Origin of the sequence: Bauldia sp., from assembly GCF_965232525.1 — a bacterium.
Lineage (GTDB): Bacteria > Pseudomonadota > Alphaproteobacteria > Rhizobiales > Kaistiaceae > Bauldia.
In genome coordinates, this window is sequence record NZ_OZ246980.1 from 3,220,715 (window position 1) to 3,243,123 (window position 22,409).

Below are 22,409 nucleotides of genomic sequence, written 5' to 3' on the forward strand. Positions count from 1 at the left end.
GAGTTTGTTCTTGTTTTGTTCTTTTGTCAAGGCAGGCCATCCCCGCTCCTGTCTTCTGCTGACGGCTTCACGGCGTATCGATAATGAATTCAACTGTTTCGCGCCTGCGAGGAAAAGAACCGACCGAGCACGAATGTCACGCCGATGTCGTCCCGATACGGCTACACTCGCCCGGTGCCAGACCGAAGACACGGAGGTAACGATGCGAACACTCACGATCCTGACGGCCCTCACCGCGCTCGCCGTAGTCCCGGCTTTCGCCGACGAGCCGGTTTCGGCGGAGCAGGCAGAGAGCATCCAGGCGGCGCTCAATCTCTGGGACTGCGAAGGCGGCACCATGGAGATGGAGCCCGGCGATCCGGTGATCTACGAAATCGATGACGCCGAGTGCCACGACGGCGAATACGACTTCAAGCTGGACGACGAGTTCAAGGTCATCCTGGTCAGCGGCCACTGACGCCAGCCAATCAAGGCTTCGTCTTCAAGACCACGCAGGCGCCGCCGGCCGCCGTGAGGCGTCGACAGAGGTCAGTCGCGGCTTCGCGGGTCGCGGTCCCGAGGCGAATGTGGAAGAACGGCGCTCGTCCCCGGCTTCGGTTGCGGTCGCGGACCACCATCGGCGCGTCGTCGCCGACGATCGCCGCGAACCGGTCGCGGAAACGGCTATAGCTCGCCATGGCTCGGTTGAGCGAAAAGTTGCCCGCGACCTGCGCCCCCCACGGTGCCCAGTCGCCGGCTTCGATCCGGCGCTCGATCGCCGATCCTGCCCCCGGTTTGGCGAGCCGGGCAGCGAGCGTCAGGCAGTCGGTATCCTTTTCGTCTTCGGCCGAGGCGGCGCTCTCCTCGGCGCTCCATTCCTCCGCGGTATAGCCGGTGATGGTCAGAACGAAATCGCGGGTCTCGAGCGGCAGGTAACCCGAACCGCCGATCCATCGCTCGACCCGCCGCTCGCCGGCATTGTAGGCGGCCGCCGCTAGGCCGAGATTGCCGAACTGGGCGGCAAGGTCGCTGAGGTAGTGGGCCGAGGCGGGCACGGCTTCGATCGGATCGAACGGGTCGGCGAGGCCGCGGAGCGCCGCCGTGCCGGGCATGAACTGGGCGATGCCCTGGGCGCCCTTGGGGCTCACCGCGTCGGGCCGAAATCGACTTTCCTTCCAGATCAGCCGGGTGAAGAAGCCGACCGGGATCGCATGGGTCTCCGCCGCGCCTTCGATCAGATCGCAGATCGTCTGCTGGTCGTCGCCGTCTGTCGGTTGATCGGCGCTCGGCGCATCGTCCTCGGCAAGAGCAGGCGCGACAAGCAAGACCGTGAGCAGCGCGAACAGTGACGACGGTCGCATCGGCGCTAGTCCAGTTCTTCGATCTTGCCCTTGCTGATTGTAATCCGTCGGTCCATCCGAGCGGCAAGATCGTGGTTATGCGTCGCGATCAGGGCCGCCAATTTCGACGCTCGGACCAGCTTGGTGAGCCCGTCGAACACGTAACTCGCGGTCCCCGGATCGAGGTTACCGGTCGGTTCGTCCGCCAGCAGGAGCCGCGGAGCGTTGGCGACCGCACGCGCGATAGCGACGCGCTGCTGCTCGCCCCCCGACAACTCGGCCGGCCGATGGTCGGCGCGGTCCTTGACCCGCATGTAGGTGAGAAGCTGCAACGCCCGACCCATTGCCACCTTCTTCGGCAGGCCCCGGATCAGCTGTGGGATCACGACGTTCTCCAGCGCGGAGAACTCGCCGAGCAGGTGATGGAACTGATAGACGAATCCGATCTGCACCCGGCGTATCGCGGTGCGATCCTTGTCCGAAAGCGCGCTGGCGGGTCGCCCGGAAACGATCACATCGCCGGCATTGGGCTTCTCCAGCAGGCCGGCGATCTGCAGGAGCGTCGACTTTCCCGCCCCGGACGGGGCCACCAGGGCCACCAGCTCGCCCGGAAAGATCCGGAGGTCGGCGCCATCGAGCACGACCAGCTTGCGGTCGGCCTGATCGAACGACCGTTCGACGCCGGCGAGCCGAAGCGCCGGGCGTGGGGGCCTGCCGGTTTGCGGCGCGTTCATTCGTAACGGAGCGCTTCGACCGGATCGAGCCGCGCCGCGCTCCATGCCGGATAGAGCGTCGCCAGAAACGACAGTGCGAGCGCCATGACGATCACGGCAATCGTCTCGCCGGCATTGATCTCGGCCGGAAGCTGGCTCAGGAAATAGAGCTCCGGCGAGAAGACGTCGGTCTGGAACATGCCGGAAATCCAGCCGCGCAGCGTTTCGATGTTGGCCGATATCGCCAGTCCGAGCAGGAACCCGGCAATGGTGCCGATCGTACCGATCGACGATCCGATGATGAAGAAGATGCGCATGATCGCGCCGCGGGTTGCACCCATGGTCCGCAGGATGGCGATCGCGTGGCCCTTTTCCTTCACCAGCATGGTGAGGCCGGAGATGATGTTGAGCGCGGCGATCAGGATGATCAGGCTGAGGATGACGAACATCACGTTGCGTTCGATCTCCAGCGCCGAGAAGAAGGTGACGTTCCGCTGCTGCCAGTCGGTCAGCAGGATTTGCCGGTCGGCCGCCCGCTCGATTGTCGGCCGCAGCTCGTCGACGGCGTCGGCATCGTCGAGATAGATCTCGATCGCACTCGCCTCGTCATCGAGGTTGAAGTAGGCCTGCGCCTCCTCGAACGGCAGGAACACGAAACTCGAATCGTACTCCGACATGCCGATCTCGAAGATCGCGGTCACCGGATACGTCTTGATCTGCGGCGTCACCCCCAGCGGCGTGACGGTCCCGTTGGGCGAGACCAAAGTCAGGCTGCTGCCGGTGGTCAGGCCCAGCGACGCCGCCAATCGGGTTCCGACCGCGACCCCGCCGGCGTCGGCGAAATCGACCAGACTGCCGAGCTGGATATTGTCGGATACACCCCGCACGCTCGGGAAGTCGGCATCGCGAATGCCGCGGACCAGAACGCCGCTGGAGTTGTTGGAGCCGCTGGCGAGCGCCTGCCCTTCGACCAGAGGCACGGCCGAGATCACTCCGTCGACCGCCGCGATCCGCGCCGCCACGGCTTCGTAGTCGGTCAGCTTCGAGTCCATCGGCTGGACGATCAGGTGGCCGTTGAGGCCGAGGATCTTGTCGATCAACTGCGTCCGGAAGCCATTCATCACCGCCATGACGATGATCAGGGTCGCGACCCCGAGCATGATCCCGATGAAGGAGAAGCCGGCGATCACCGAGATAAACGCCTCGCGGCGGCGGGCCCTGAGATAACGGCCCGCCAGCATCCACTCGAAGCGCGAGAACGCGCCGGTGCCAGACGGCAACGGCTTCCGTTTCACCGGCGGGCGGCGAGGCGGCGCCTTTCGCTGCGCGGTGACCGTTTCGTCAACCGGCGGTGAATCTGTTGATTGCAGCATCGATCGTCAGCGTCTCTCGTTCGCCGGTCGCACGCCGCTTGACCTCGACCTCACCGGAAGCGATTCCCTTCGGTCCGACAATGACCTGCCAAGGCAGGCCGATCAAATCCATTGTCGCGAATTTCGCCCCTGCCCGGTTCTCAACGTCATCGTAAAGGGCTGTGATTCCGGCTTTCGTAAGGCGATCGTAGATCGTCTCGCAGGCGGCATCGGTCGCGGCATCCCCCGGCTTGAGGTTGATCAGGCCGATCTGGAACGGTGCGACGCTCTCCGGCCAGATGATCCCGTCCTCGTCGTGCGAGGCCTCGATGATTGCGCCGACCAGCCGGGAAACGCCAATCCCGTAGGAGCCGCTGTGAACCGGCACCTCGGTTCCGTCTGGTCCGGCCACCGTGGCTTTCAACGGCGCCGAATACTTGGTGCCGAAGTAGAACACTTGGCCAACCTCGATGCCGCGGGTATGCAGCCGCTTGTCCGAAGGAACTTCGGCCTCGAACCGTACCGCGTCGTGCACGTCCTCGGTCGCGGCGTAGTAGCCCGACCACGGGGCGACGACCGTATCCAGGTCGCCGTCGTAGTCGACGTCCGCCCCCGGCGCGGGAATGTCGAGGACATCGCGATGGCAGTAGACACCGGACTCGCCCGTTTCGGCCAGCACCAGGAACTCGTGGCTAAGGTCGCCGCCGATCGGGCCCGTTTCCGCCCGCATCGGGATCGCGGTGAGCCCCATGCGCGCGAAGGTGCGCAGATAGGCGACGAACATCTTGTTGTAGGAGACGCGCGCCGCCGCTTCGTCGAGATCGAACGAATAGGCGTCCTTCATCAGGAACTCGCGACCCCGCATCACTCCGAACCGCGGCCGGACCTCGTCCCGGAACTTCCACTGGATGTGATAGAGATTGAGCGGCAGCGCCCGATAGGAGCGGATCGCGGAGCGGAAGATGTCGGTCACCATCTCTTCGTTGGTCGGGCCGTAGAGCATGTCGCGCTCGTGTCGATCCTCGATCCGCAGCATTTCCCGGCCGTAGTCGTCGTACCGGCCGCTTTCGCGCCAGAGATCCGCTGGCTGGATGGTCGGCATCAGGATCTCGATGGCGCCGGCCCGGTTCTGCTCCTCGCGGACGATCTGTTCGATGTTGGCGAGCACCTGCTGACCGAGCGGCAGCCACGAATAGATGCCGGCGGCCTGTTGCCGGATCATCCCGGCCCGCAGCATCAGCCGATGCGAGACGATTTCAGCTTCCTTCGGCGTCTCGCGGAGGATCGGAAGGAAGTAGCGGGAAAGGCGCATCGGCGAAGGAATCCTTGGGGTCTGGCTTGCGCGCGGCAGTCAATCGATCCCGTACCGAAAAAACAAGCCCCGAAACGGCCGGGGGCCGGTGACGCGCGCTGGTTCAGCCTTGGCCGGAATCGTCGGCGAGAGTCCGGACGGTCTCGCTCAGAGCCAGAACGGCGACACCCATGTCATCCGGTTCGACGAACTCGAGTGGATTGTGACTGATGCCACCCCGGCAACGCACGAACATCATGCCGATCTCGGTCAGCGAAACCATTGCCTGGCCATCATGTCCGGCACCGGACATCATCGTCACCGGCGGCGCGCCGGTCACCCGTTCGATAGCGCCGCCGATCGCCTTGCCGAGCCGCGGTGCGCAGGTGGCGACCGGTTTTTCATGGACGGCGTCCATGCTGACCTTGACCCCGCGCCGGTGACCGACGTCGCGAAGATAGTCCCGCACCTCGGCCGCGGCGGTGGTCCGTGACTCGTCGGTCGCGGCGCGGAGATCAAGGCTGAAGGTCGCGGCTCCGGGGATGACGTTGCTCGCGCCCGGCGACACCTGCAGCGCGCCGACCGTCGCGACACAGGAGTCCGCCGAGCGTTTCGTCGCCGCGGCTTCAATGGCGAGGATCACCTCGGCGGCTGCGGCGAGCGCATCGTGACGAACCGCCATCGGCACCGTACCCGCGTGACCCGCTTCGCCGATAATCGTGATGCGATAGCGCCCCTGGCTGGCGATCGCGCTCACCGCGCCCAGCGGCTTGCCGGCCTGCTCGAGGACAGGTCCTTGCTCGATGTGCACTTCGAGATAGCCGAGCACATCGTCCGACGCATAGGCCTCGTCATCCAACGCGTGCGGATCGCCGCCGAACGCGCGTAGCGCCTCACTCATGGTCACACCATCGGCGTCCACCGTGTCGAGCGCCGTTGTGTCGAGAATGCCGGCAACCGTCGAGGATCCGATCAGCGTCTTCGGGAACCGCACCCCTTCCTCGTCGCCGAAGGCGATAACCTCCAGTCCGAACGGCAGCGCGACACCCCGCGCACGAAGGTTCTCGACGGCCAGGATTCCCGCAATGACCCCCAGTGTCCCGTCGAAGCGCCCTCCGTCGACGACCGTGTCGATATGCGAGCCGATCAGCAGACGCCGTTCGGTTGTCTGCGCCGACCGACCGGCGGGCAGAGTGCCGCGAACGCTACCCGCCGCGTCCATCCGAACGGTCAGGCCCGCGTCGCGCATCCATTCGCTGACGAGACGGGCCGCGGCCTTGTGCTCCTCGCTCAGATAGAGTCGGGTCAGACGGCCCGGTTCGGCCGAGATCGATGCCAGGGCATCGATCATCCCTTGCGCCCGTTCGGCAAGGGCCGACCGGTCGATTGTCATTCGGCAACCCGATCCTCGAGCCGGAACCGAACGATACGGCAGACCTGCTCCAGCGCTGTCACCAGTTCTTGCTCCGGCGTCCGGTCCAGTCGTTCCTCGAACGCGGCGAGGATGTCGTCCTTGGTGGCCCCGCGTACGGCAAGAATGAACGGGATGCCGTGGCGGTTCCGGTAGGCGCGGTTCATGGTCGAGAACCGCGCGAACTCTTCTTCGGTGAGTTGGTCGAGCCCGACGCCCGCCTGCTCGCTGGCCGAATCCGCCGTGAGTTCGCCGGCGATCGCCGCTCGGCCCGCGAGGTCCGGATGGGCGTTGAGAAGCGCGTGCTGGTCGTCAGCGCCGGCATCGCCAATAGCGGCATGAAACGCGGCGATCATCGCTTCGCGGCCGGCGAATGGACGATGCGACGCCGCTTCGCTCGCGACCCACGGCGCGTGCTCGGCTACATCCCCGAACGCTTCGACGAAGGCGTCTTCGTCCATCAGGTTGACGGTCGCGATGGGCGTGGGTTCTTCGGTCATGGCACTGTTTCTAGCGGTTGAGCAGGAAGGCACCAAGTTGCCTCCGCTCGTCCTCGGTCATCTCGGTCTCGTTTCCAAGCGGCATCGCATCGCCGGTGACTGTCTGCGCGACCACCTGGTCGGCATGGGTCTGGACGTCCTCGATCGATACCAGCACGACGCCCTTGGGCGGTTCGTCGAAGCCTTCATGCGATGGCCGGTTCGCGTGGCAGGTGGCACAGTGGCGGGCGACGATGGTCAGCACCTCGCCTTCGCTCACCTCCAGCCCGGCGAGGCTCGGATCGGGGCGCGGCGCCGTCACGTAGATCGCCGCCGCGAGCGCCACCCCAGTCGCCGGAAACGCCCACCAGATCCGATAGAACGGATCGCCCGCATCATGGCGGTTGAGGATGTGGCGCGCGCCCGCGCCGCCGACCAGGATGAGCGCGATCACCAGCCAGGTCTCGCCGGTGGTTCCGAGCATCGGATAGTGATTGCTCACCATCAGCAGGAGAACCGGCAGGGTCAGGTAGTTGTTGTGGACCGACCGCTGCTTGCTGACGGCGCCGAGCCGCGGATCGGGCGCTTCGCCGGCCACCAGCGAGGCGGTGATCTTCTTCTGGTTGGGAATGATCACGCCGAAGACGTTGACCGCCATGATCGTGCCGATGATGGCCCCGACATGGATCAGCGCGCCGCGGGCCGAAAAAACGTGGCTGACGATGTAGGCCGCCACCACGATGAGGACGAACACCGCGCCAGCGAGCGCGGTGGGATTTCGGCCGATCGCCGAACGGCAGAGCGCATCGTAGAGGAACCAACCGGCTATAAGGCTCATCAGCGAGATCACCACCGCCTGTGATGGCAGCAGCGGCAGGACGGCGGGATTGATCAGAAAAGCGTTGGCGTTCCAATAGTACTGGACGATCAGCAGGGCGAAGCCGGTGACCCAGGTGAGATAGGCCTCCCACTTGAACCAGATCAGGTCGGGCGGCAGCGACTTCGGTGCGACCAGGTATTTTTCGACGTGGTAGAAACCGCCGCCGTGCACCTCCCACGCGGTACCGTACACACCCTCCGGCATGTTCTTGCGACGCCGCAGGCTGAGGTCGAGTGCGATGAAATAGAACGACGTCCCGATCCAGCCGATCCCCACGATCATATGGGCCCAGCGCAAGATCAGGTTCACCCACTCGAGAACGAATCCGGACATCGTGCCGTCGCCGTGGGATCAGGGACCTGCGAAAACGGGCCCGCCATCTCGTGGCGGACCCGCTCGCAATTGCGTTCGTTTCGGCACGGGCAGCCGCAGGCTACTGCGGCACCTCGTCGTCGATGCCCTGCACGTACCAGTTCATGGAGAGCAGCGTCCCGTCATCGAGGACTTCGCCGTCGGCCGCCATCTGCTCACCCTCCTGATTGAAGATCGGGCCGGTGAACGGATGGAACTCGCCGAGGATGATCCGGGCTTCCACTTCCTCGGCCGCCTCGATGACCTCCATCGGCAGATTGGTGTAAGGCGCCATGAGGACGGTGTTTTCCTTCAGGCCATCCCAACTGGATTGGCTTTCCCATGTGCCGTCGAGCACGGCCTGCACCCGCCGGACGTAGTAAGGCCCCCAGTTGTCGACGATCGCGGTGTATTGCGCGTTCGGGGCGAACTCGAACATGTCATGGGCCTGGCCGAATCCGAACAGCCCGCGATCCTGGGCGATCTGAAGCGGCGCCGGTGAATCGGTGTGCTGAACGATGATGTCGGCACCCTGATCGAACAGCGCTTTGGCGGCATCGCCTTCCTTGCCGGGGTCGAACCAGGTGTTGACCCAGACGATCTTCAGCTCGAAGTCCGGATTGATCGATTGGGCGCCGAGCATGAAGGCGTTGATCCCCATGATCACTTCGGGGATCGGGAACGACGCGATGTAGCCCGCCACGTTCGCTTCCGACATCTTCGCCGCGATCTGGCCGATGATATAGCGGCCTTCATAGAAACGCGCGTTGTAGGCCGTCACGTTCTCGGAGGTCTTGAAGCCTGTGGCATGTTCGAACTTTACGTCCGGAAATTTCTGGGCGACTTCAATGGTCGAATCCATGAAGCCAAATGAGGTCGTGAAGATGAGGCCGCAGCCGGATCGGGCCAGGCGTTCGATCGCGCGTTCGGCATCGGGGCCTTCGGCGACGTTCTCCACATAGCTGGTCTCGACTTTGTCGCCGAGTTCGGCATCGACCACCTTACGGCCGTGGTCGTGGCCCTCCGACCAGCCACCGTCGTTGTGGGGGCCGACATAGACCCAGCAGGCCTTCAGCTTGTCTTCGGCTGCCGCCCCGTGGGTCATCGCGATCAACGCCGCGGCGCCGAGGGCGATCATGGTTTTTTGCATCAGTGGCTCCTGTTCTTGTCAAAGACCGGGAATGTCGGCCTTTGCTTCTGCAAAATCTGCGCCAGACATCGCCGGCAAGCAAGCCCGGTTCGGCTAGCGATCCGGGACAAATGGCCGCCCGAGGCAGGCGGGGGTGTTGATGCGCAACAGCGTCTGGTTCCGGGAAATCAGGACGAGAACGACGATCGTTGTGATGTAGGGCAGCATCGTCAGGAACTGGGATGACACCGGCACCTCAAGTGCTTGAGCATGGAGCTGCAAGATACTGATTCCGCCGAACAAAAGCGCGCCGACCACTACCCGGTAGGGCAGCCAGCTCGAAAACACCACCAGCGCCAGCGCGATCCATCCGCGCCCGGCGATCATGTCCTCCGTCCACTGCGGCGTGTAGACCAGCGACAGATATCCACCGCCGAGCCCGGCGCAGGCACCACCGAACAGCACGGCGAGGAAGCGAACCCGCACGACGCTGTAGCCGAGGGCATGGGCCGAGTCATGGTTGTCGCCGACCGAGCGGAGGATGAGACCGGCCCGCGTCCGAAACAGGAACCAGGCGACCAGGATCACCAGGGCTATGGCGACATAGGTCAGCGGGTCCTGGCCGAAGATCAAACCGCCGATCAGGGGGATATCGGACAAGCCCGGAATATGGACCATCGGCATATCGAGGCCGGGTTCGCCCACGAACGCGTCGCCGATCAGCGCCGATAGACCCAGTCCAAGCAGGGTCAACGCCAGACCGGAGGCGACTTGGTTGGCGACGAAGAACAAAGTCACCACCGCGAATAGTGCGGCCATCGCCATCCCGCCGGCGATCGCGGCCAACACCCCGACCAGCAGCGATCCGGTCAGGAACCCACCGGCGAAGCCGCACACCGCGCCGACGGCCATCATGCCCTCGACCCCGAGATTGAGCACGCCGGACCGTTCCGACACCAACTCGCCGATCGCCGCGAAGATCAGCGGCGTCGCGGCGGTGACGATTGTGATCAGGACGCTCTCAAGAATGCCCACGCTACGCCTCCCCGGTGGGTGCCGCGCGTCGGCCGCGGACGAACCGGAGCCGGTAGAGCACGAAGGTGTCGCAGGTGAGCACGAAGAACAGCAGCATGCCCTGGAAGACCACGGTGATCTGGTCGGGCACGCCCAGGACGATCTGGACCCCCTCGCCGCCGATGAAGGTCAGGGCAAGCAGGAGCCCCGCGAACAGGATACCGATGGGGTTCAGCCGCCCCAGGAACGCGACGATGATCGCGGTAAAGCCGTATCCCGGCGAGACGACCGTGCGGAGCATCCCGGTCGGACCGGCGACTTCGCTGATGCCGGCAAGCCCTGCGAGGCCGCCGGAAATCAGAAACGCCATCATGGTCATGCGCTTCTGGCTGAAACCGGCGAACGCCGCCGCCCGCGGCGCCTCACCCAGCGCCGAGATTTGGAAACCGGTGATGGTGCGCGCCAACACGAACCACGCAACGACCACCGCAACCAGAACGAACACCGCGTTGAGATGGACGTCGTCGCCGAGCACGATCGGCAGCACCTGCCAGCCGTCGAACGGCCGGCTGTCGGGGAAGTTGAAGCCCTCCGGGTTCCGCCACGGGCCCCGCGCCAGCCAGTCGACGAACAGTTGCGCGACATAGACCAGCATCAGGCTGGTGAGGATCTCGTTGGTGCCGAACCGGATCTTGAGGAACGCGGGGATCGCCCCATACGCCATGCCACCGGCGATACCGAGGAGCAGCATGACCGGAAGCACCAACGGCCCGTTCCACTCCGGAATCAGAATCGGCACCGCCGACCCGGCAATCGCCCCGGCGACCAGTTGGCCTTCCGCGCCGATGTTCCAGATGTTGGCGCGGAAGCACATCGACAGGCCGATCGCGATGAGGATGATCGGCGCCGCCTTGATCAACAGGTCCTGGATCGACCACCAGGCAGTGAACGGTTCGATCGCATAGACGTAAAGCGCCTCGACCGGATCGACACCCACCGCGGCGAACACGAAGAAGCCGCTGATCACGGTCAGCGCGATGGCCAGGATCGGCGACAGCAGCGCCATCGTCGTCGATCGCTCGGGACGGCGGATCAACTCAACCCGCATCGGCGGCTCCCTTCACGCCGTCATCGATCCCGGTCATCAGCAAACCGATCTCCTCGCGACTGATGGTGCCGGCTTCCCGTGGCGTGGACAGCCGACCGTGCGACATCACCGCGATACGGTCGGAGATTTCGAAGATCTCGTCGAGGTCCTGGCTGATCACCAGCACCGCGGAGCCAGAGCGAGCCAGGTCGATCAACGCCTGGCGGATCGTTGCCGCGGCGCCGGCGTCGACACCCCAGGTCGGCTGCGACACCACGAAGACGCCAGGCTTGCGGTCGTATTCGCGACCGACGACGAACTTCTGGAGGTTACCGCCGGAGAGCGCATTGGCTTCCGGGTCGGGGGCGCCTTTGCGCACGTCGAAGGCGTCGCCCACCTCGCCGACGATCGCGCGTGCGCCGCCATAGTCGACGACGCCGCTCTTGACGAGGCCTTCCCGCGTTCCATGCCGGGTCAGCACCACGTTCTCAGACAATCGAAATCGCGGTACGGCACCGTGACCAAGTCGCTCCTCCGGGACGAACGCGGCATTCAGCCGACGACGGTGGTTCACGCCGCGGCGGGTGCAATCGACGCCGTCGATCACGATCGTCCCCTCACTCGCGCGCGCCTCGCCGGACAACACATCGAACAGCTCGTCCTGACCGTTGCCGGCAACACCGGCGATCGAGACGATCTCGCCGGCGCGAACCTCGAGGGAAACGTCCTTCAAGGCGACGGCGAAGACATGGGCCGGTGGCCGCGACACGTGCGAGAGCGCGATACGAACCGGCGCGGACTCCGGAACCGGATCGGGCGGCTTGAGCTCCCGCACCTCTTCGCCGACCATCAGGCTGGCGATCCGCGCGGCGGTCTCCTGCTGCGGGTCGCATTCGGCGACGACCTTGCCGTGACGCAGGATCGTCGCGTGGTGACAGATGCTGCGTACTTCTTCCAGGCGATGGCTGATGTAGAGGACCGAGCAGCCCTCAGACGCCAGTCGTCGGAGTGTGACGAACAGGTCATCCGCCTCCTGCGGTGTCAGCACCGAGGTCGGCTCGTCCATGATGATGAGCCGCGGCTCCTGCAGCAGGCAGCGAACGATCTCCACCCTTTGTCGCTGCCCCACCGAAAGATCGGCGACAATCGCATTCGGATTGAGTGGCAGGCCGTACTCGGCCGACACCCGCTCGATCTTCTGCTTGAGCGCGGGCATCGCGCCGCCGCCGCCGACCAGCGCCAGTGAGATGTTTTCAGCCACGGTCAGCGCGTCGAACAGGGAGAAGTGCTGGAACACCATGCCGATGCCCAGCCGTCTGGCCGCTGCCGGGCTCGGAATCGACACCGGCCTTCCTTCCCAGTGGATCGTTCCGGCCGTCGGCTGGAGAGACCCATAGAGGATCTTGACCAGCGTCGACTTACCGGCGCCGTTTTCACCGAGCAACGCGTGGATCTCGCCCGGGTTGATGGCGAAGTCGACGTTGTCGTTGGCGCGCAGCGTTCCGAAGTCCTTGGTGATGCCCCGGGCCGCAAGCGTCGGCACGCCCTCGCTGCGTCGATTCTCCGTCGCCGCAATCGGTTCCGCCGTCGCGGTCACGACATGCTACCCACCCGGCCGAGCGGATCGGAAACGGTATCGCCCGACATCGCGCGAACCGCCTCGTCCCGGGCGATCAGTTGGGCCGCGGTTGCGGCGGCGATCACCGCGGGCTCCTTCGAGGCGATTCCCGAAACGCCGATGGGACAGACCAGGGCGTCGATCCGCTCGCGCGGGATGCCGGCCGCCGTCAGGCGCTTCTCGAACCGGGCCCGCTTGCTCTTCGAACCGATCAGGCCGACATAGCCGAGGCGGTGATCGACCAGCGCGGCATGGACCAGCGCCAGGTCGAGTTGATGGCTATGGGTCATGACCAGCACGAAGCTGTCGCCCGGCAATCCCGCCACGCAGGCATCGGGATCCTCGAAGGTGCCGATGGTCGCGTTCGGCGGGACGTGTGAGGGGAATATGTCCGGCCGCAGATCGAACCACAGCACCCGGAACGGCAACGGAGCCAGCGCCAGTACCAGAGCCTTGCCGACATGCCCGGCGCCGAAAAGCGCGATCGGCCGCCGGGTGTCACCGAACCCCTCGATGACGCCCGCCTCAGACAACGCGGCCGCCCCGGGTGGCAAGGGATCGCCGATCGCGGTCCGTTCGAGATTCGGCCGGTCGACGAAGCGACCATGCGTGGTCACCCCGCCCCGCTCTTCCAGGTCGGCAAGATGCGCGATGTCGGCCCGGTCGATCGGATTGAAGACTTCGATCACCAGCGCGACCTGGCCGCCGCAGCACTGACCGAGTTCGGGGCCGAGCGCGAATCGGCGCAGTTCCGCATTGTTGCCGTTGGCAAGAGCGGCCTGGGCAAGCGCGATCGCTTGCCACTCCAGCGTCCCGCCGCCGATCGTGCCGGTGAAGGTCCCGTCGTCGTTGACGATCATCCGGGCACCGGGCTCGCGGGGCGAGGAACCGCGGGTCTCCGCGACGGTCACCATCGCGGCACGGCCACGGCTGTCCAGCATCTCGAGCAGGCGGCGCCAGACCGCCATCATCCCTCTCCTCCGCCGGTGGCGCGAACTGCCCGCATAATCGCCTCAGGCGTGGCGGGTGCGTCAAGCCGCGGCATCATCGCCGGCTTGAGGCTGGCGATCGCATCGGTGATCGCCGAGAACACGGAGATCGCCAGCATCAGCGGCGGCTCACCGACGGCTTTGGACCGATAGATCGTATCCGACCGGGCACCGCCTGACTCGTAGAGCGCCACCCGGAAGTCCTCCGGGACGTCGGAGGCGGTCGGGATCTTGTAGGTCGACGGTGCATGGGTCATCAGCCGACCGTTCGAATCCCACACCAGTTCCTCGGTGGTGAGCCACCCCATGCCCTGAACGAACCCGCCTTCGATCTGGCCGATGTCGACCGCCGGGTTCAGCGACTTGCCGACGTCGTGGAGGATATCGACACGGGTGGTGCGCATCTCCCCGGTCATCGTGTCGATGATGACCTCGGAACAGGCGGCGCCATAGGCGAAATAGAAGAACGGCTGGCCGGTCGCCTTCTCGCGATCCCAGTGGATCACCGGCGTCTTGTAGAAACCTGTTGACGATAGCGAGACCCGCGACTGATAGGCCGTCTCCGCCAGCCGGTGCAGCGTGATCGCCTCGTTGCCGATGATCACCTGGCCGTCGCGAAACTGGACGCCATGGCGGCCGACGCCCCACTTCTCCTCGATCACGTCGAACAGCCGTTCCTTGATGGTGCGACACGCCGCCCGCGCCGCCTGAGCGTTCAGGTCGGTGCCGGCCGAGGCGGCGGTCGGCCCGGTGTTGGGCACCTTGGCGGTCGATGTCGCCGTGATCTTCACCCGCTCCAGCGGCTGGCCAAACTCTTCCGCGACCACCTGAGCGACCTTGACGAACAGCCCCTGCCCCATCTCCGTGCCGCCGTGATTGAGGCTGATCGAGCCGTCGCGGTAGACATGAACCAGGGCGCCCGCCTGATTGAGGTGCATGAGTGTGAAGGAGATGCCGAACTTGACCGGGGTCAGGGCCAGACCCTTCTTGAGGACCGGGCTCGCTGCATTGTACTCGGCGATCTCCCGGCGACGCTCCCAGTAGTTGCTCGTCTTTTCCAGCTCGGAGACCATTTCCGGCAGGATGTTGTCTTCGACCCGCATGCCGTACGGCGTCCGGTCGCGCCCGACACCGCCGTAAAGATTGGCTTTACGAACCTCGAGCGGGTCGCGGCCGAGGGTGTAGGCGATGTGATCCATCATCCGCTCGGCGAACAGCTTGCCCTGCGGTCCGCCGAATCCGCGAAACGCGGTGTTCGAGCAGGTATTGGTCCGTAAGCGTCGGCTGAGGATGCGCACCGCCGGATAGTGGTAGCCGCCATCGGCGTGGAACATCGTCCGGTCGACGACACCGAGCGACAGGTCTTCCGAGTAGCCGCACCGCGCCGAAAAGGTCACATCGACCGCTCGGATCACCCCGTCCTTGCTGAACCCGGTATGATACTCGACCCGATAATCATGTCGTTTGCCGGTCATGATCATGTCGTCGTCGCGGTCGAGGCGAAACTTGCAGGGCCGTCCCGTCTTGCGGGCGCCGAGTGCCGCGAGCACCGCCCACTGGGTCGCCTGGCTCTCCTTGCCGCCGAACCCGCCGCCCATGCGCCGGACTTCCACCGTGATCGCATTCGAATCGAGTTCCAGCACATGGCCGATCAGGTGCTGGACCTCGCTCGGATGCTGGGTCGACGAATGGATGAACATGTCGCCGTCCTCGCCGGGCACGGCCAGGGCGACCTGTCCTTCGAGATAGAAATGCTCCTGCCCGCCGATGCGGAAGTCGCCGGTGATGTCACGCGGCGCCGCGGCGATTTCGGCGGCGACGTCGCCGCGGCCGAATTCGTAGTCCGGCAGGACCCGTGTCCCCGCGACCACCGCGTCGTCGACATCGATCACCGGCATGGTCGGCGCCGTCGTGATCTTGGCGAGCGGCACCGCGCGGCGTGCCTGATCCCGGGTCTCGGCGAGAACGACAAACGCGACCTGGCCGTGGAACATCACCTGCTGCGGCGTGATCGCCGGCTCGTCGCCCACCGTCTTCGGTCCCACGTCGTTGACACCGGGGATATCGTCGGCGGTCAGCACGTCAACCACCCCCGGTGCCTTCCGCACCGCGTCGAGGTCGAGTTTGGTGATCCGGCCGGCCGCGATCGGGGCAAAGCCTGGCGCGGCGTGAACCGTACCGACCGGCTCGCGGATATCGTCGACATAGGCCGCCTCGCCGGTCATGTGCTTGGCGGCGCTGTCGTGCGGGGTCGGCTTGTGGACGACCGCCGGCGGCGGGCTGCCCTTGACGATGTCGCCGAGGTCCATCGCCATCAGGCCACCACCACCCGATGACCGATCACCCGCGTGCGGGCCGATGTCGTGCCGGCGGCTTCGATCAGCGCCTTGCCCAGCAGGGCGTGTGCGGTCTCGTTGCGGTACCGGGCGCTGGCGCGATGGTCCCCGATCGGGTCGAAGTCCTCGCGGAGTGCCGCGAAGGCCCGCGACCAGGCCCGGGAGTCGCGCAGCATCGTGTCGGTGAGAGCGGCCTCGGCGTTGCGGGCCCGCTTCGGAATGGCGGCCATCCCGCCATAGGCGATCCGCGCTTCGGTGATCTGCCCGTCGTCCGATACGGTGAAGCGGAACGCCCCCATCACCGCCGATATGTCCTGATCGAACCGCTTGGAGATCTTGTAACAGCGGAAGATGTGACTGGCGTTCATCTTGGGCATGTGGAGGCTGACGACCAGTTCACCCGGCTGCCGGTCCTGCTTGCCGTAGTCGATGAAGAAGTCCTCGATCGGCATCCGGCGGGTGTCCCGGCCACGCCTGAGTTCCAGCGTGGCGTCGAGCGCAATCAACGCCGGCGGGGTATCACCGATGGGCGATCCATTCGCGACGTTGCCGCCGATCGTTCCGGCCGCGCGCACTTGCTTCGAGCCCAGACGACGCAGGAGTTCACCGAGGTCGGGATCGAGCGCCCTGAAATAGGGTTCGGCCGCGGCGTAGGTGGCGCCGGCGCCGATCGTCAGATCGTAGTCGGTCTCGGTGATCTCGTCGAAACCCTTGGTGCGACCGACATGGATGACCTTGGGCAAATCGCGGAACTGTTTGGTGATCCATAAGCCGACATCGGTGGCGCCGGCCACGATGGTCGCGTCGGGGTGGCTTTCGTAGAGGTCGGCAAGATTGTCGATGGTAGCGGGTGCGGCAAAGAACCGGTCGCTGTCACCGACGAAGATATCGTCCTCGTCCAGCAGGAAGCTCAGCAACCCGGCGGTATCGCTGGCGTTGGCGGCGTAGCGGTCGCTGCGACGGTCGCCACAGGCTGCAAGCGCAGCGTCGACGATCGGCCGGTAACCCGTGCACCGGCAGAGATTGCCGGCGAGCCAGTCATTGACCGTGGAGCGGTCGACCCGTTCTTCGGTCGAGTGATACAGCGCGAACAGGCTCATGATGAAACCCGGCGTGCAGAAACCGCACTGGGAGCCATGATGATCGTGCATTGACGCCTGCACCGGGTGCAGGTCGCCGTTTTCGTCTGCGAGGTCGTCGACCGCAACGATTTCGCAGCCGTCGACCTGGCCCAGAAGCTGGATGCAGGCGTTGACGGGCTCGTAGACTAGTCGGTTGCCCCGCAGGCGGCCTACCGCGACGGTGCAGGCACCGCAGTCGCCTTCGCCGCAGCCTTCCTTGGTTCCGGTGGCGCCTTCGGTTTCGCGAAGATAGTCGAGCAGCAGATCGGTCGGCGCGAAGTCGCGCCGTTCGACGATGCGGCCATTCCGGACGAAACGTATCGCGTCACGCATCGCCTTGCTCAGCTTCCCCGGTAGGTCGTGTACCCGAAGGGTGAAATCAGCAGCGGCACGTGAAAGTGGTCCTCGGGCGTCTCGATCACGAAGCGAACCGGCACGGTTTCGTAGAAGCCACCTTCCCGCCCGGTGTTGCGGAAATACGCGCCCACGTGGAACCGCAACTCATACGCACCCGACGTCATGTCGGCGCCCTCCACCAACGGTCCGTCGACCCGCCCGTCGGCGTTGGTCTCGACGCTGACGGCAGCCGTCGATGGGGCGTCCGGACGGACGAGATCGATCCGCAAGCCGGCGGCCGGCCGACCCGTCGCCGTATCGAGAACATGTGTCGTTATCCGTCCCATTGCGTTGTTTACGCTTCCCCTTCACCCGCCGTGCTCGGATGCCGCAGTGCAGCACGAGCGGGACGGTTTGCACAACAATGACTTATGCCCAAGTTGTGATCAAACAACAAAAATCGACCTCGCTGCGTCAGGACGAGCGGCCCGAATGTATCGACGGGTCCTTGCTTCCCGACAAGAGCCAATGGCCACCGAGTCGAAAACTCAGGCGCGCTGCCCCCTTCGGTTGCGCCGAGCGAGAACGTTGAGGAACTCCACGAGCGCCGAAAACGCCATGGCGGCGTAGAGATAGCCGCGCGGAATATGGAAGCCGAGGCCGTCCGCCACCAGCGCGATGCCGATCATCATCAGGAACGCCAGGGCCAGCATCCGGGTCGTCGGATGCCGCACAATGAAGGCGGCGACGGGGCCCGACGCGAGGTACATCACGGCAATCGCGATAACCACCGCGGCGATCATGACGCCGATGACTTCCGCCATGCCGATCGCGGTCAGGATAGAGTCGACGGAGAAGATGAGGTCGATCACCGCGATCTGCGCCACCACCGCACCGAAACTGGCGTAGACCTTCTTCGGGCTCTTCTCTTCGGCGTGGTTGCCTTCCACGTCCCGGTGAATCTCGACGGTCGCCTTGTAGAGCAGGAAGGCGCCACCCGCCACGAGGACGATATCGCGCCACGAGAACGGCTCACCGAAAACCGTGAACACCGGCGCGGTCAGGCCGATCAGCCAGAACAGCGAGAACAGCATCAGGACCCGGAAAATCAGCGCCATCCCCAGCCCAAGCTGGCGCGCCCGCTTCGCCTGCTCGGCCGGCAGCTTGGCGACGATCACTGCGATGAAGAGGATATTGTCGATGCCGAGGATAATCTCCATCACCGAAAGGGTGACCAAACTCGCCCATATCGCTGGATCTGTTACCCAATCGAACATCGTGAATCCCCCGGTCATTCTCTGTCGGTGTTGGTTTGTGTGACGTACGGTCTCGCCCGGCTCGGTCTTATAATCGGTCGTGGCGAAGTAACGCGTTGGAACGACGCCGTCGATACACCAAACTAGGGCGATGTCGAGCGAGACGGAATCACCCGCCGGGGCAAAGCCGGATTTCGACGTGATCGTTGCCGGGGCCGGGCCAGCCGGCCTCGCCGCGGCTTTGCAGTTCGATGGGCTGGGGCTTGCGGTCTGCATCGTCGCGCCGGAAACACGCCAGGTCGACCATCGGACGGCCGCGCTTCTGGTCGGATCAGTTTCGTTTCTCGATCAACTCGGTGTCTGGGCAAACGTCGTGGACGAGGCCGGGCCGCTTCGCTCGCTCCGCATCGTCGATGCCACCAGGCGCCTGATCCGGGCGCCCGAGGTCCTGTTCCACGCATCCGAAATCGGTCAGTCCGCCTTCGGCTATAACGTCGGCAACGCGACGCTCGTTGACGCGCTCTCCCGGCACTGCGCGGATCGCGGCATCGCTCGGGTTATCGCGGCGGTCACCGGCGCGAAGGCGGATCGTAACGCTGCCAGCGTAACCCTCGATGACGGCTCGACGGCTACCGCGCGGCTGGTGATCGCGGCCGACGGCCGTCAATCCAAAGTGCGGGAGAGCGTCGGCATTCCGGTTCGCACCTGGGCCTATGAGCAATCCGCCCTGGTGACCAACCTGACCCACAGCCTGCCGCACGACGACACCTCCACCGAGTTCCACACCGAGGAAGGCCCGTTCACCCTGGTGCCGCTCACCGGCAATCGCTCGAGCCTGGTGTGGGTCTCAAGTCCCGCCGAGGCGGCCCGCCGCAAGGAGACCGATCCCGCAGCACTGGCGCGAGAGATCGAGGACCGGGCCGCATCGCTCCTCGGCGAGATGAGGGTGGACAGCCCCGTTCAGACCTTTCCGCTCACCGGCATGGCGGTGAGCCGGTTCAGCGCCAACAGGATCGCGCTGATTGGCGAAGCGGCCCACGTCTTCCCGCCGATCGGCGCGCAGGGCCTCAATCTCGGCTATCGCGACGTTGCGGATCTTGCCGCCGCTGTCGGGTCCGACAATGCGGACGTCGGCGCTGACGACGTGCTCCGCCGCTATGACCGATCCCGCCGCCTGGATGCTTACACGCGCACGGCGGCGGTCGATGCCCTCAATCGAACCCTGCTCACCGGTTTCCTTCCCGTTCAGGCGCTGCGTGGCATGGGACTGTTTCTGCTCGACCGGATTCCCGTCGTGCGCCGCGCCCTTATGCGTCAGGGCATCGCACCCGGCTGACAGTCAGATCGTCTTCAGCGGAAGAAATCCTGCGGGACGAAATCGGCGACGAGCAAGTACAGAACAACGGTGACTGTGACGAGCGACGCCGCAGTCCCGTAGCGAACCGCCGCCCGCGCATTCGATTCCTCCGCCTGATACCGTTCCGCGAAGTCGATCACCGCGGTTGCCGGCGGCAGGGCCGCGACCAGCACGGCGGTTGCCACCCACACCGGGTCGAACCCGCCGATCCAGGCTAGCAGCAGGTAGACAATGATCGGATGGATCACGAGCTTGCCGACGAGAAGGACCGGAACGTCCGCGGAGAATCCGGAATTGCCCCGCTCGGCCAGCGATAGACCGACCGCGAACAGCGCAACCGGCGCGGCGGCCCCGCTCAGGACCGTGAACACGGCGCCGATCGGATCGGGAATGGGCAGGCCGGTCGCGGAAAAGGCGAGCCCCGCCAACGTGGCGATCACGAGCGGATGGGTGAAAATCCGCCGCAAGATAGCCCTCGCCATGGCCGACGCCCCGCCGCTCTCGACGCCGCCGAGAATCATCATCAGGGGAACCAGCGCGAACAACAGCGCGCCATCGAACACCAGAATCAACGCCGCCGGCGCGGCCGCGGTGGGTCCGAACGCCACCACCACGAGGGCCGGCGCGATGTACCCGATGTTGGAATAGGAACTGATCAGGCCTTTGACGGTCGCTTCCGGGACGTTGCCGCCGTTGATCAGGGCGCCGAACGAAAACGCCAATGCAAACGCGCAGTAGGTCGCGAATGTCGTCGTGATCACGAACGACAAGTCCGGGACGTCAGAAAACGGGGTGTCCGCGACCAGGATGAAGAACCAGGCCGGCAAGGCGAAATACTTCGCGAAAACAATAAGTTTATCGAGACCGTTCGCGGGGAGCGCGAAGGTGCGGCCGGCACCGAAGCCACAGGCGATCAGCCCCAGGAATGGCAGGACGATCGTCGCGATCTGGTTCATGGCTGTCGGTCGTGGCGCCGCCGGCAAATGCCCCGGCCCGGCGGTCCTGTAAGCGGGTCAGCCCCGGTGGGTAGCGGTTTCGCCGAAACCGGTCAATCGGGGGGCAATTCGCCCCGGTTGACAGGCCCGGCGCGGCCATGCCCCATAACCCCCGATGATCAGAAGGGCATTTGCGAAATGATTGAGAACGCGCGGGCGGCAAAATTCTCTATCGGACAGGTCGTCCGCCACCGGATCTACGCATTTCGCGGCGTGATCTTCGACGTGGACCCCGTGTTCGACAACACCGAGGAATGGTGGCAGTCGATTCCCGAGGACATACGGCCGTCGAAGGACCAGCCGTTCTATCATCTGTTCGCGGAAAACGACGAGACGGAGTACGTGGCCTACGTCTCGGAACAGAACCTGCTGCCGGACGATTCGGACGAACCTCTGAGGCACCCGCAGATCAGCGAATTCTTCGGCACGCGCGACGGGGATGTCTACGTCGCGCGCGACCGATCGCTGAACTGAGCGTTAGCGCTTGGTGAGGTGCGCCACCTAGTTGGTGGCGCCTTCCTTCAGTTGCTGCTCGCGCAGTTTCTCCCGAGCCTCGAGGGCGCGCTCCTGCAGGGCCCTGTTCAGGTCGTCTTGGCGCTGCTGAATCCCCTCGGGCTCGATGCCCTCGCCCTCATAGGCGGCAGTGAAGCCGACGAGGGTCATGGGAAACGTGACCGGGTTGCCGTCCGTGTTGACGGTGATCAACGAGAGCTGGCCGCCGCGCTTCAGGCCGTCGATGAAGTCGGTCCCGACCTCAAGTTCGGCGTAGCAGGCATTGCGCAGGCAGACGCCGTATTGAAGCTCGGTCTGTTCGTTGTTGTCGATCTGAGCGCGCAGGCCCGGCTGGATCATCATGCCGACCGGAACCGCCACCACCAGCGATTTCGATTCCTCGCCGGAAATCTCACGGATCGCTGCCGAGGCGATGAACTGACCGGTCTCCGCCTTGATCTCCTGAATGGTGACGCAGAAGTTCTGCCCGCCGACCGGCGTCGGGCTGCAGATCTTAACCCAAGCCGGCTGCCCCGCTGGTGCTTCCTGTGCTTGCACGCCCAACGGCGCGGCGACTGCAACCAGGGCAGCAGGCAGGAGGCGTTTCCACTTTTTCATCAGACCTGTCGGGTTTCCCATCGTTCATCCTTGCTCGACTGTAGGGCGTGGCCTTGGCGACACCCGCCCCGCGTCGCCTGGCGGGCTGACTGGCCACGAAATACGGCGACTTGTTGACTGAACCGGCGCCACTCCATAGCCCGGCTCCCGGCCGATTTCCAGACGAACCGGCGATTCTCATGGCGACAAATACGACGAACAAGCGCGCCGTTTCAACGCGAATCGTATGCTACCATCCGCGCGATTTTCACATCCCTGATTGAGA

At 65.1% G+C, this 22,409-nt stretch carries 21 protein-coding genes; 3 read left to right on the forward strand and 18 right to left on the reverse strand.

Going from position 1 to position 22,409, the window contains the following annotated elements:
• Positions 1–202 precede the first annotated feature (202 nt).
• A complete protein-coding gene (locus ACO076_RS15240) occupies positions 203–457 on the forward strand; it encodes a hypothetical protein (RefSeq protein WP_421723691.1) in 255 nt (84 codons plus the stop codon).
• Positions 458–467: 10 nt separating this feature from the next.
• Here ACO076_RS15240 and ACO076_RS15245 read toward each other — a convergent pair whose 3' ends face one another.
• The 16 genes from ACO076_RS15245 to ACO076_RS15320 form a co-directional block, all read right to left on the reverse strand.
• Positions 468–1,340 carry a lytic transglycosylase domain-containing protein gene (locus ACO076_RS15245; RefSeq protein WP_421723692.1) on the reverse strand — a complete coding sequence of 291 codons (873 nt, stop codon included), beginning with the start codon at positions 1,338–1,340 and terminating at the stop codon, positions 468–470.
• Positions 1,341–1,345: 5 nt separating this feature from the next.
• The gene (locus ACO076_RS15250; RefSeq protein ID WP_421723693.1) at positions 1,346–2,053 is read right to left on the reverse strand and encodes an ABC transporter ATP-binding protein; all 708 of its coding nucleotides are present in this window, start codon (positions 2,051–2,053) and stop codon (positions 1,346–1,348) included.
• Positions 2,050–3,273: a lipoprotein-releasing ABC transporter permease subunit gene (locus ACO076_RS15255; RefSeq protein WP_421726742.1), complete on the reverse strand. Its 1,224-nt coding sequence runs from the start codon at positions 3,271–3,273 to the stop codon at positions 2,050–2,052. Before ACO076_RS15255 ends, ACO076_RS15250 begins: the two co-directional genes overlap by 4 nt.
• 100 nt (positions 3,274–3,373) lie before the next feature.
• Positions 3,374–4,696 carry a proline--tRNA ligase gene (gene proS / locus ACO076_RS15260; protein ID WP_421723694.1) on the reverse strand — a complete coding sequence of 441 codons (1,323 nt, stop codon included), beginning with the start codon at positions 4,694–4,696 and terminating at the stop codon, positions 3,374–3,376.
• A 103-nt stretch (positions 4,697–4,799) separates the two neighbouring features.
• Positions 4,800–6,068, reverse strand: a complete 1,269-nt coding sequence (locus ACO076_RS15265; protein WP_421723695.1) for an allantoate amidohydrolase — start codon at positions 6,066–6,068, stop codon at positions 4,800–4,802.
• A complete protein-coding gene (uraD, locus tag ACO076_RS15270; protein WP_421723696.1) occupies positions 6,065–6,586 on the reverse strand; it encodes a 2-oxo-4-hydroxy-4-carboxy-5-ureidoimidazoline decarboxylase in 522 nt (173 codons plus the stop codon). The genes ACO076_RS15265 and uraD overlap by 4 nt, the downstream gene beginning before the upstream one ends.
• A 10-nt stretch (positions 6,587–6,596) precedes the next feature.
• Positions 6,597–7,778 carry a urate hydroxylase PuuD gene (locus ACO076_RS15275; protein WP_421723697.1) on the reverse strand — a complete coding sequence of 394 codons (1,182 nt, stop codon included), beginning with the start codon at positions 7,776–7,778 and terminating at the stop codon, positions 6,597–6,599.
• Between the two features lie 100 nt (positions 7,779–7,878).
• On the reverse strand, positions 7,879–8,946 hold the full coding sequence (locus ACO076_RS15280) for a BMP family ABC transporter substrate-binding protein (protein WP_421723698.1): 1,068 nt from the start codon (positions 8,944–8,946) through the stop codon (positions 7,879–7,881).
• 93 nt (positions 8,947–9,039) lie between these two features.
• Complete coding sequence (locus ACO076_RS15285) at positions 9,040–9,960, reverse strand: ABC transporter permease (RefSeq protein WP_421723699.1); 921 nt, start codon at positions 9,958–9,960, stop codon at positions 9,040–9,042.
• Between the two features lies 1 nt (position 9,961).
• Positions 9,962–11,047, reverse strand: a complete 1,086-nt coding sequence (locus ACO076_RS15290; RefSeq protein WP_421723700.1) for an ABC transporter permease — start codon at positions 11,045–11,047, stop codon at positions 9,962–9,964.
• Positions 11,037–12,623 carry an ABC transporter ATP-binding protein gene (locus ACO076_RS15295; RefSeq protein WP_421723701.1) on the reverse strand — a complete coding sequence of 529 codons (1,587 nt, stop codon included), beginning with the start codon at positions 12,621–12,623 and terminating at the stop codon, positions 11,037–11,039. The genes ACO076_RS15290 and ACO076_RS15295 overlap by 11 nt, the downstream gene beginning before the upstream one ends.
• A complete protein-coding gene (gene xdhC / locus ACO076_RS15300; RefSeq protein WP_421723702.1) occupies positions 12,620–13,612 on the reverse strand; it encodes a xanthine dehydrogenase accessory protein XdhC in 993 nt (330 codons plus the stop codon). The genes ACO076_RS15295 and xdhC overlap by 4 nt, the downstream gene beginning before the upstream one ends.
• Positions 13,612–15,948 carry a xanthine dehydrogenase molybdopterin binding subunit gene (gene xdhB / locus ACO076_RS15305; RefSeq protein ID WP_421723703.1) on the reverse strand — a complete coding sequence of 779 codons (2,337 nt, stop codon included), beginning with the start codon at positions 15,946–15,948 and terminating at the stop codon, positions 13,612–13,614. The genes xdhC and xdhB overlap by 1 nt, the downstream gene beginning before the upstream one ends.
• Positions 15,948–17,423: a xanthine dehydrogenase small subunit gene (xdhA, locus tag ACO076_RS15310; protein WP_421723704.1), complete on the reverse strand. Its 1,476-nt coding sequence runs from the start codon at positions 17,421–17,423 to the stop codon at positions 15,948–15,950. The genes xdhB and xdhA overlap by 1 nt, the downstream gene beginning before the upstream one ends.
• An 8-nt stretch (positions 17,424–17,431) precedes the next feature.
• Positions 17,432–17,773: a hydroxyisourate hydrolase gene (gene uraH, locus ACO076_RS15315; RefSeq protein WP_421723705.1), complete on the reverse strand. Its 342-nt coding sequence runs from the start codon at positions 17,771–17,773 to the stop codon at positions 17,432–17,434.
• Positions 17,774–17,974: 201 nt separating this feature from the next.
• The gene (locus ACO076_RS15320) at positions 17,975–18,703 is read right to left on the reverse strand and encodes a TerC family protein (RefSeq protein WP_421723706.1); all 729 of its coding nucleotides are present in this window, start codon (positions 18,701–18,703) and stop codon (positions 17,975–17,977) included.
• Positions 18,704–18,833: 130 nt separating this feature from the next.
• Between ACO076_RS15320 and ACO076_RS15325 the strand changes: the two genes are divergently transcribed.
• On the forward strand, positions 18,834–20,018 hold the full coding sequence (locus ACO076_RS15325; RefSeq protein WP_421723707.1) for a UbiH/UbiF family hydroxylase: 1,185 nt from the start codon (positions 18,834–18,836) through the stop codon (positions 20,016–20,018).
• A 14-nt stretch (positions 20,019–20,032) separates the two neighbouring features.
• Here the strand turns inward: ACO076_RS15325 and ACO076_RS15330 are convergent, their stop codons facing one another.
• Entirely contained in the window at positions 20,033–20,995 is a 963-nt protein-coding gene (locus ACO076_RS15330) for an AEC family transporter (RefSeq protein ID WP_421723708.1), read from the reverse strand.
• A gap of 177 nt (positions 20,996–21,172) precedes the next feature.
• Between ACO076_RS15330 and hspQ the strand changes: the two genes are divergently transcribed.
• Positions 21,173–21,508 (forward strand): heat shock protein HspQ, encoded by a 336-nt coding sequence (gene hspQ, locus ACO076_RS15335; protein ID WP_421723709.1) that lies wholly within the window; start codon positions 21,173–21,175, stop codon positions 21,506–21,508.
• A 27-nt stretch (positions 21,509–21,535) separates the two neighbouring features.
• Here hspQ and ACO076_RS15340 read toward each other — a convergent pair whose 3' ends face one another.
• Positions 21,536–22,144 carry an invasion associated locus B family protein gene (locus ACO076_RS15340; RefSeq protein WP_421723710.1) on the reverse strand — a complete coding sequence of 203 codons (609 nt, stop codon included), beginning with the start codon at positions 22,142–22,144 and terminating at the stop codon, positions 21,536–21,538.
• Between the last annotated feature and the right edge of the window lie 265 nt (positions 22,145–22,409).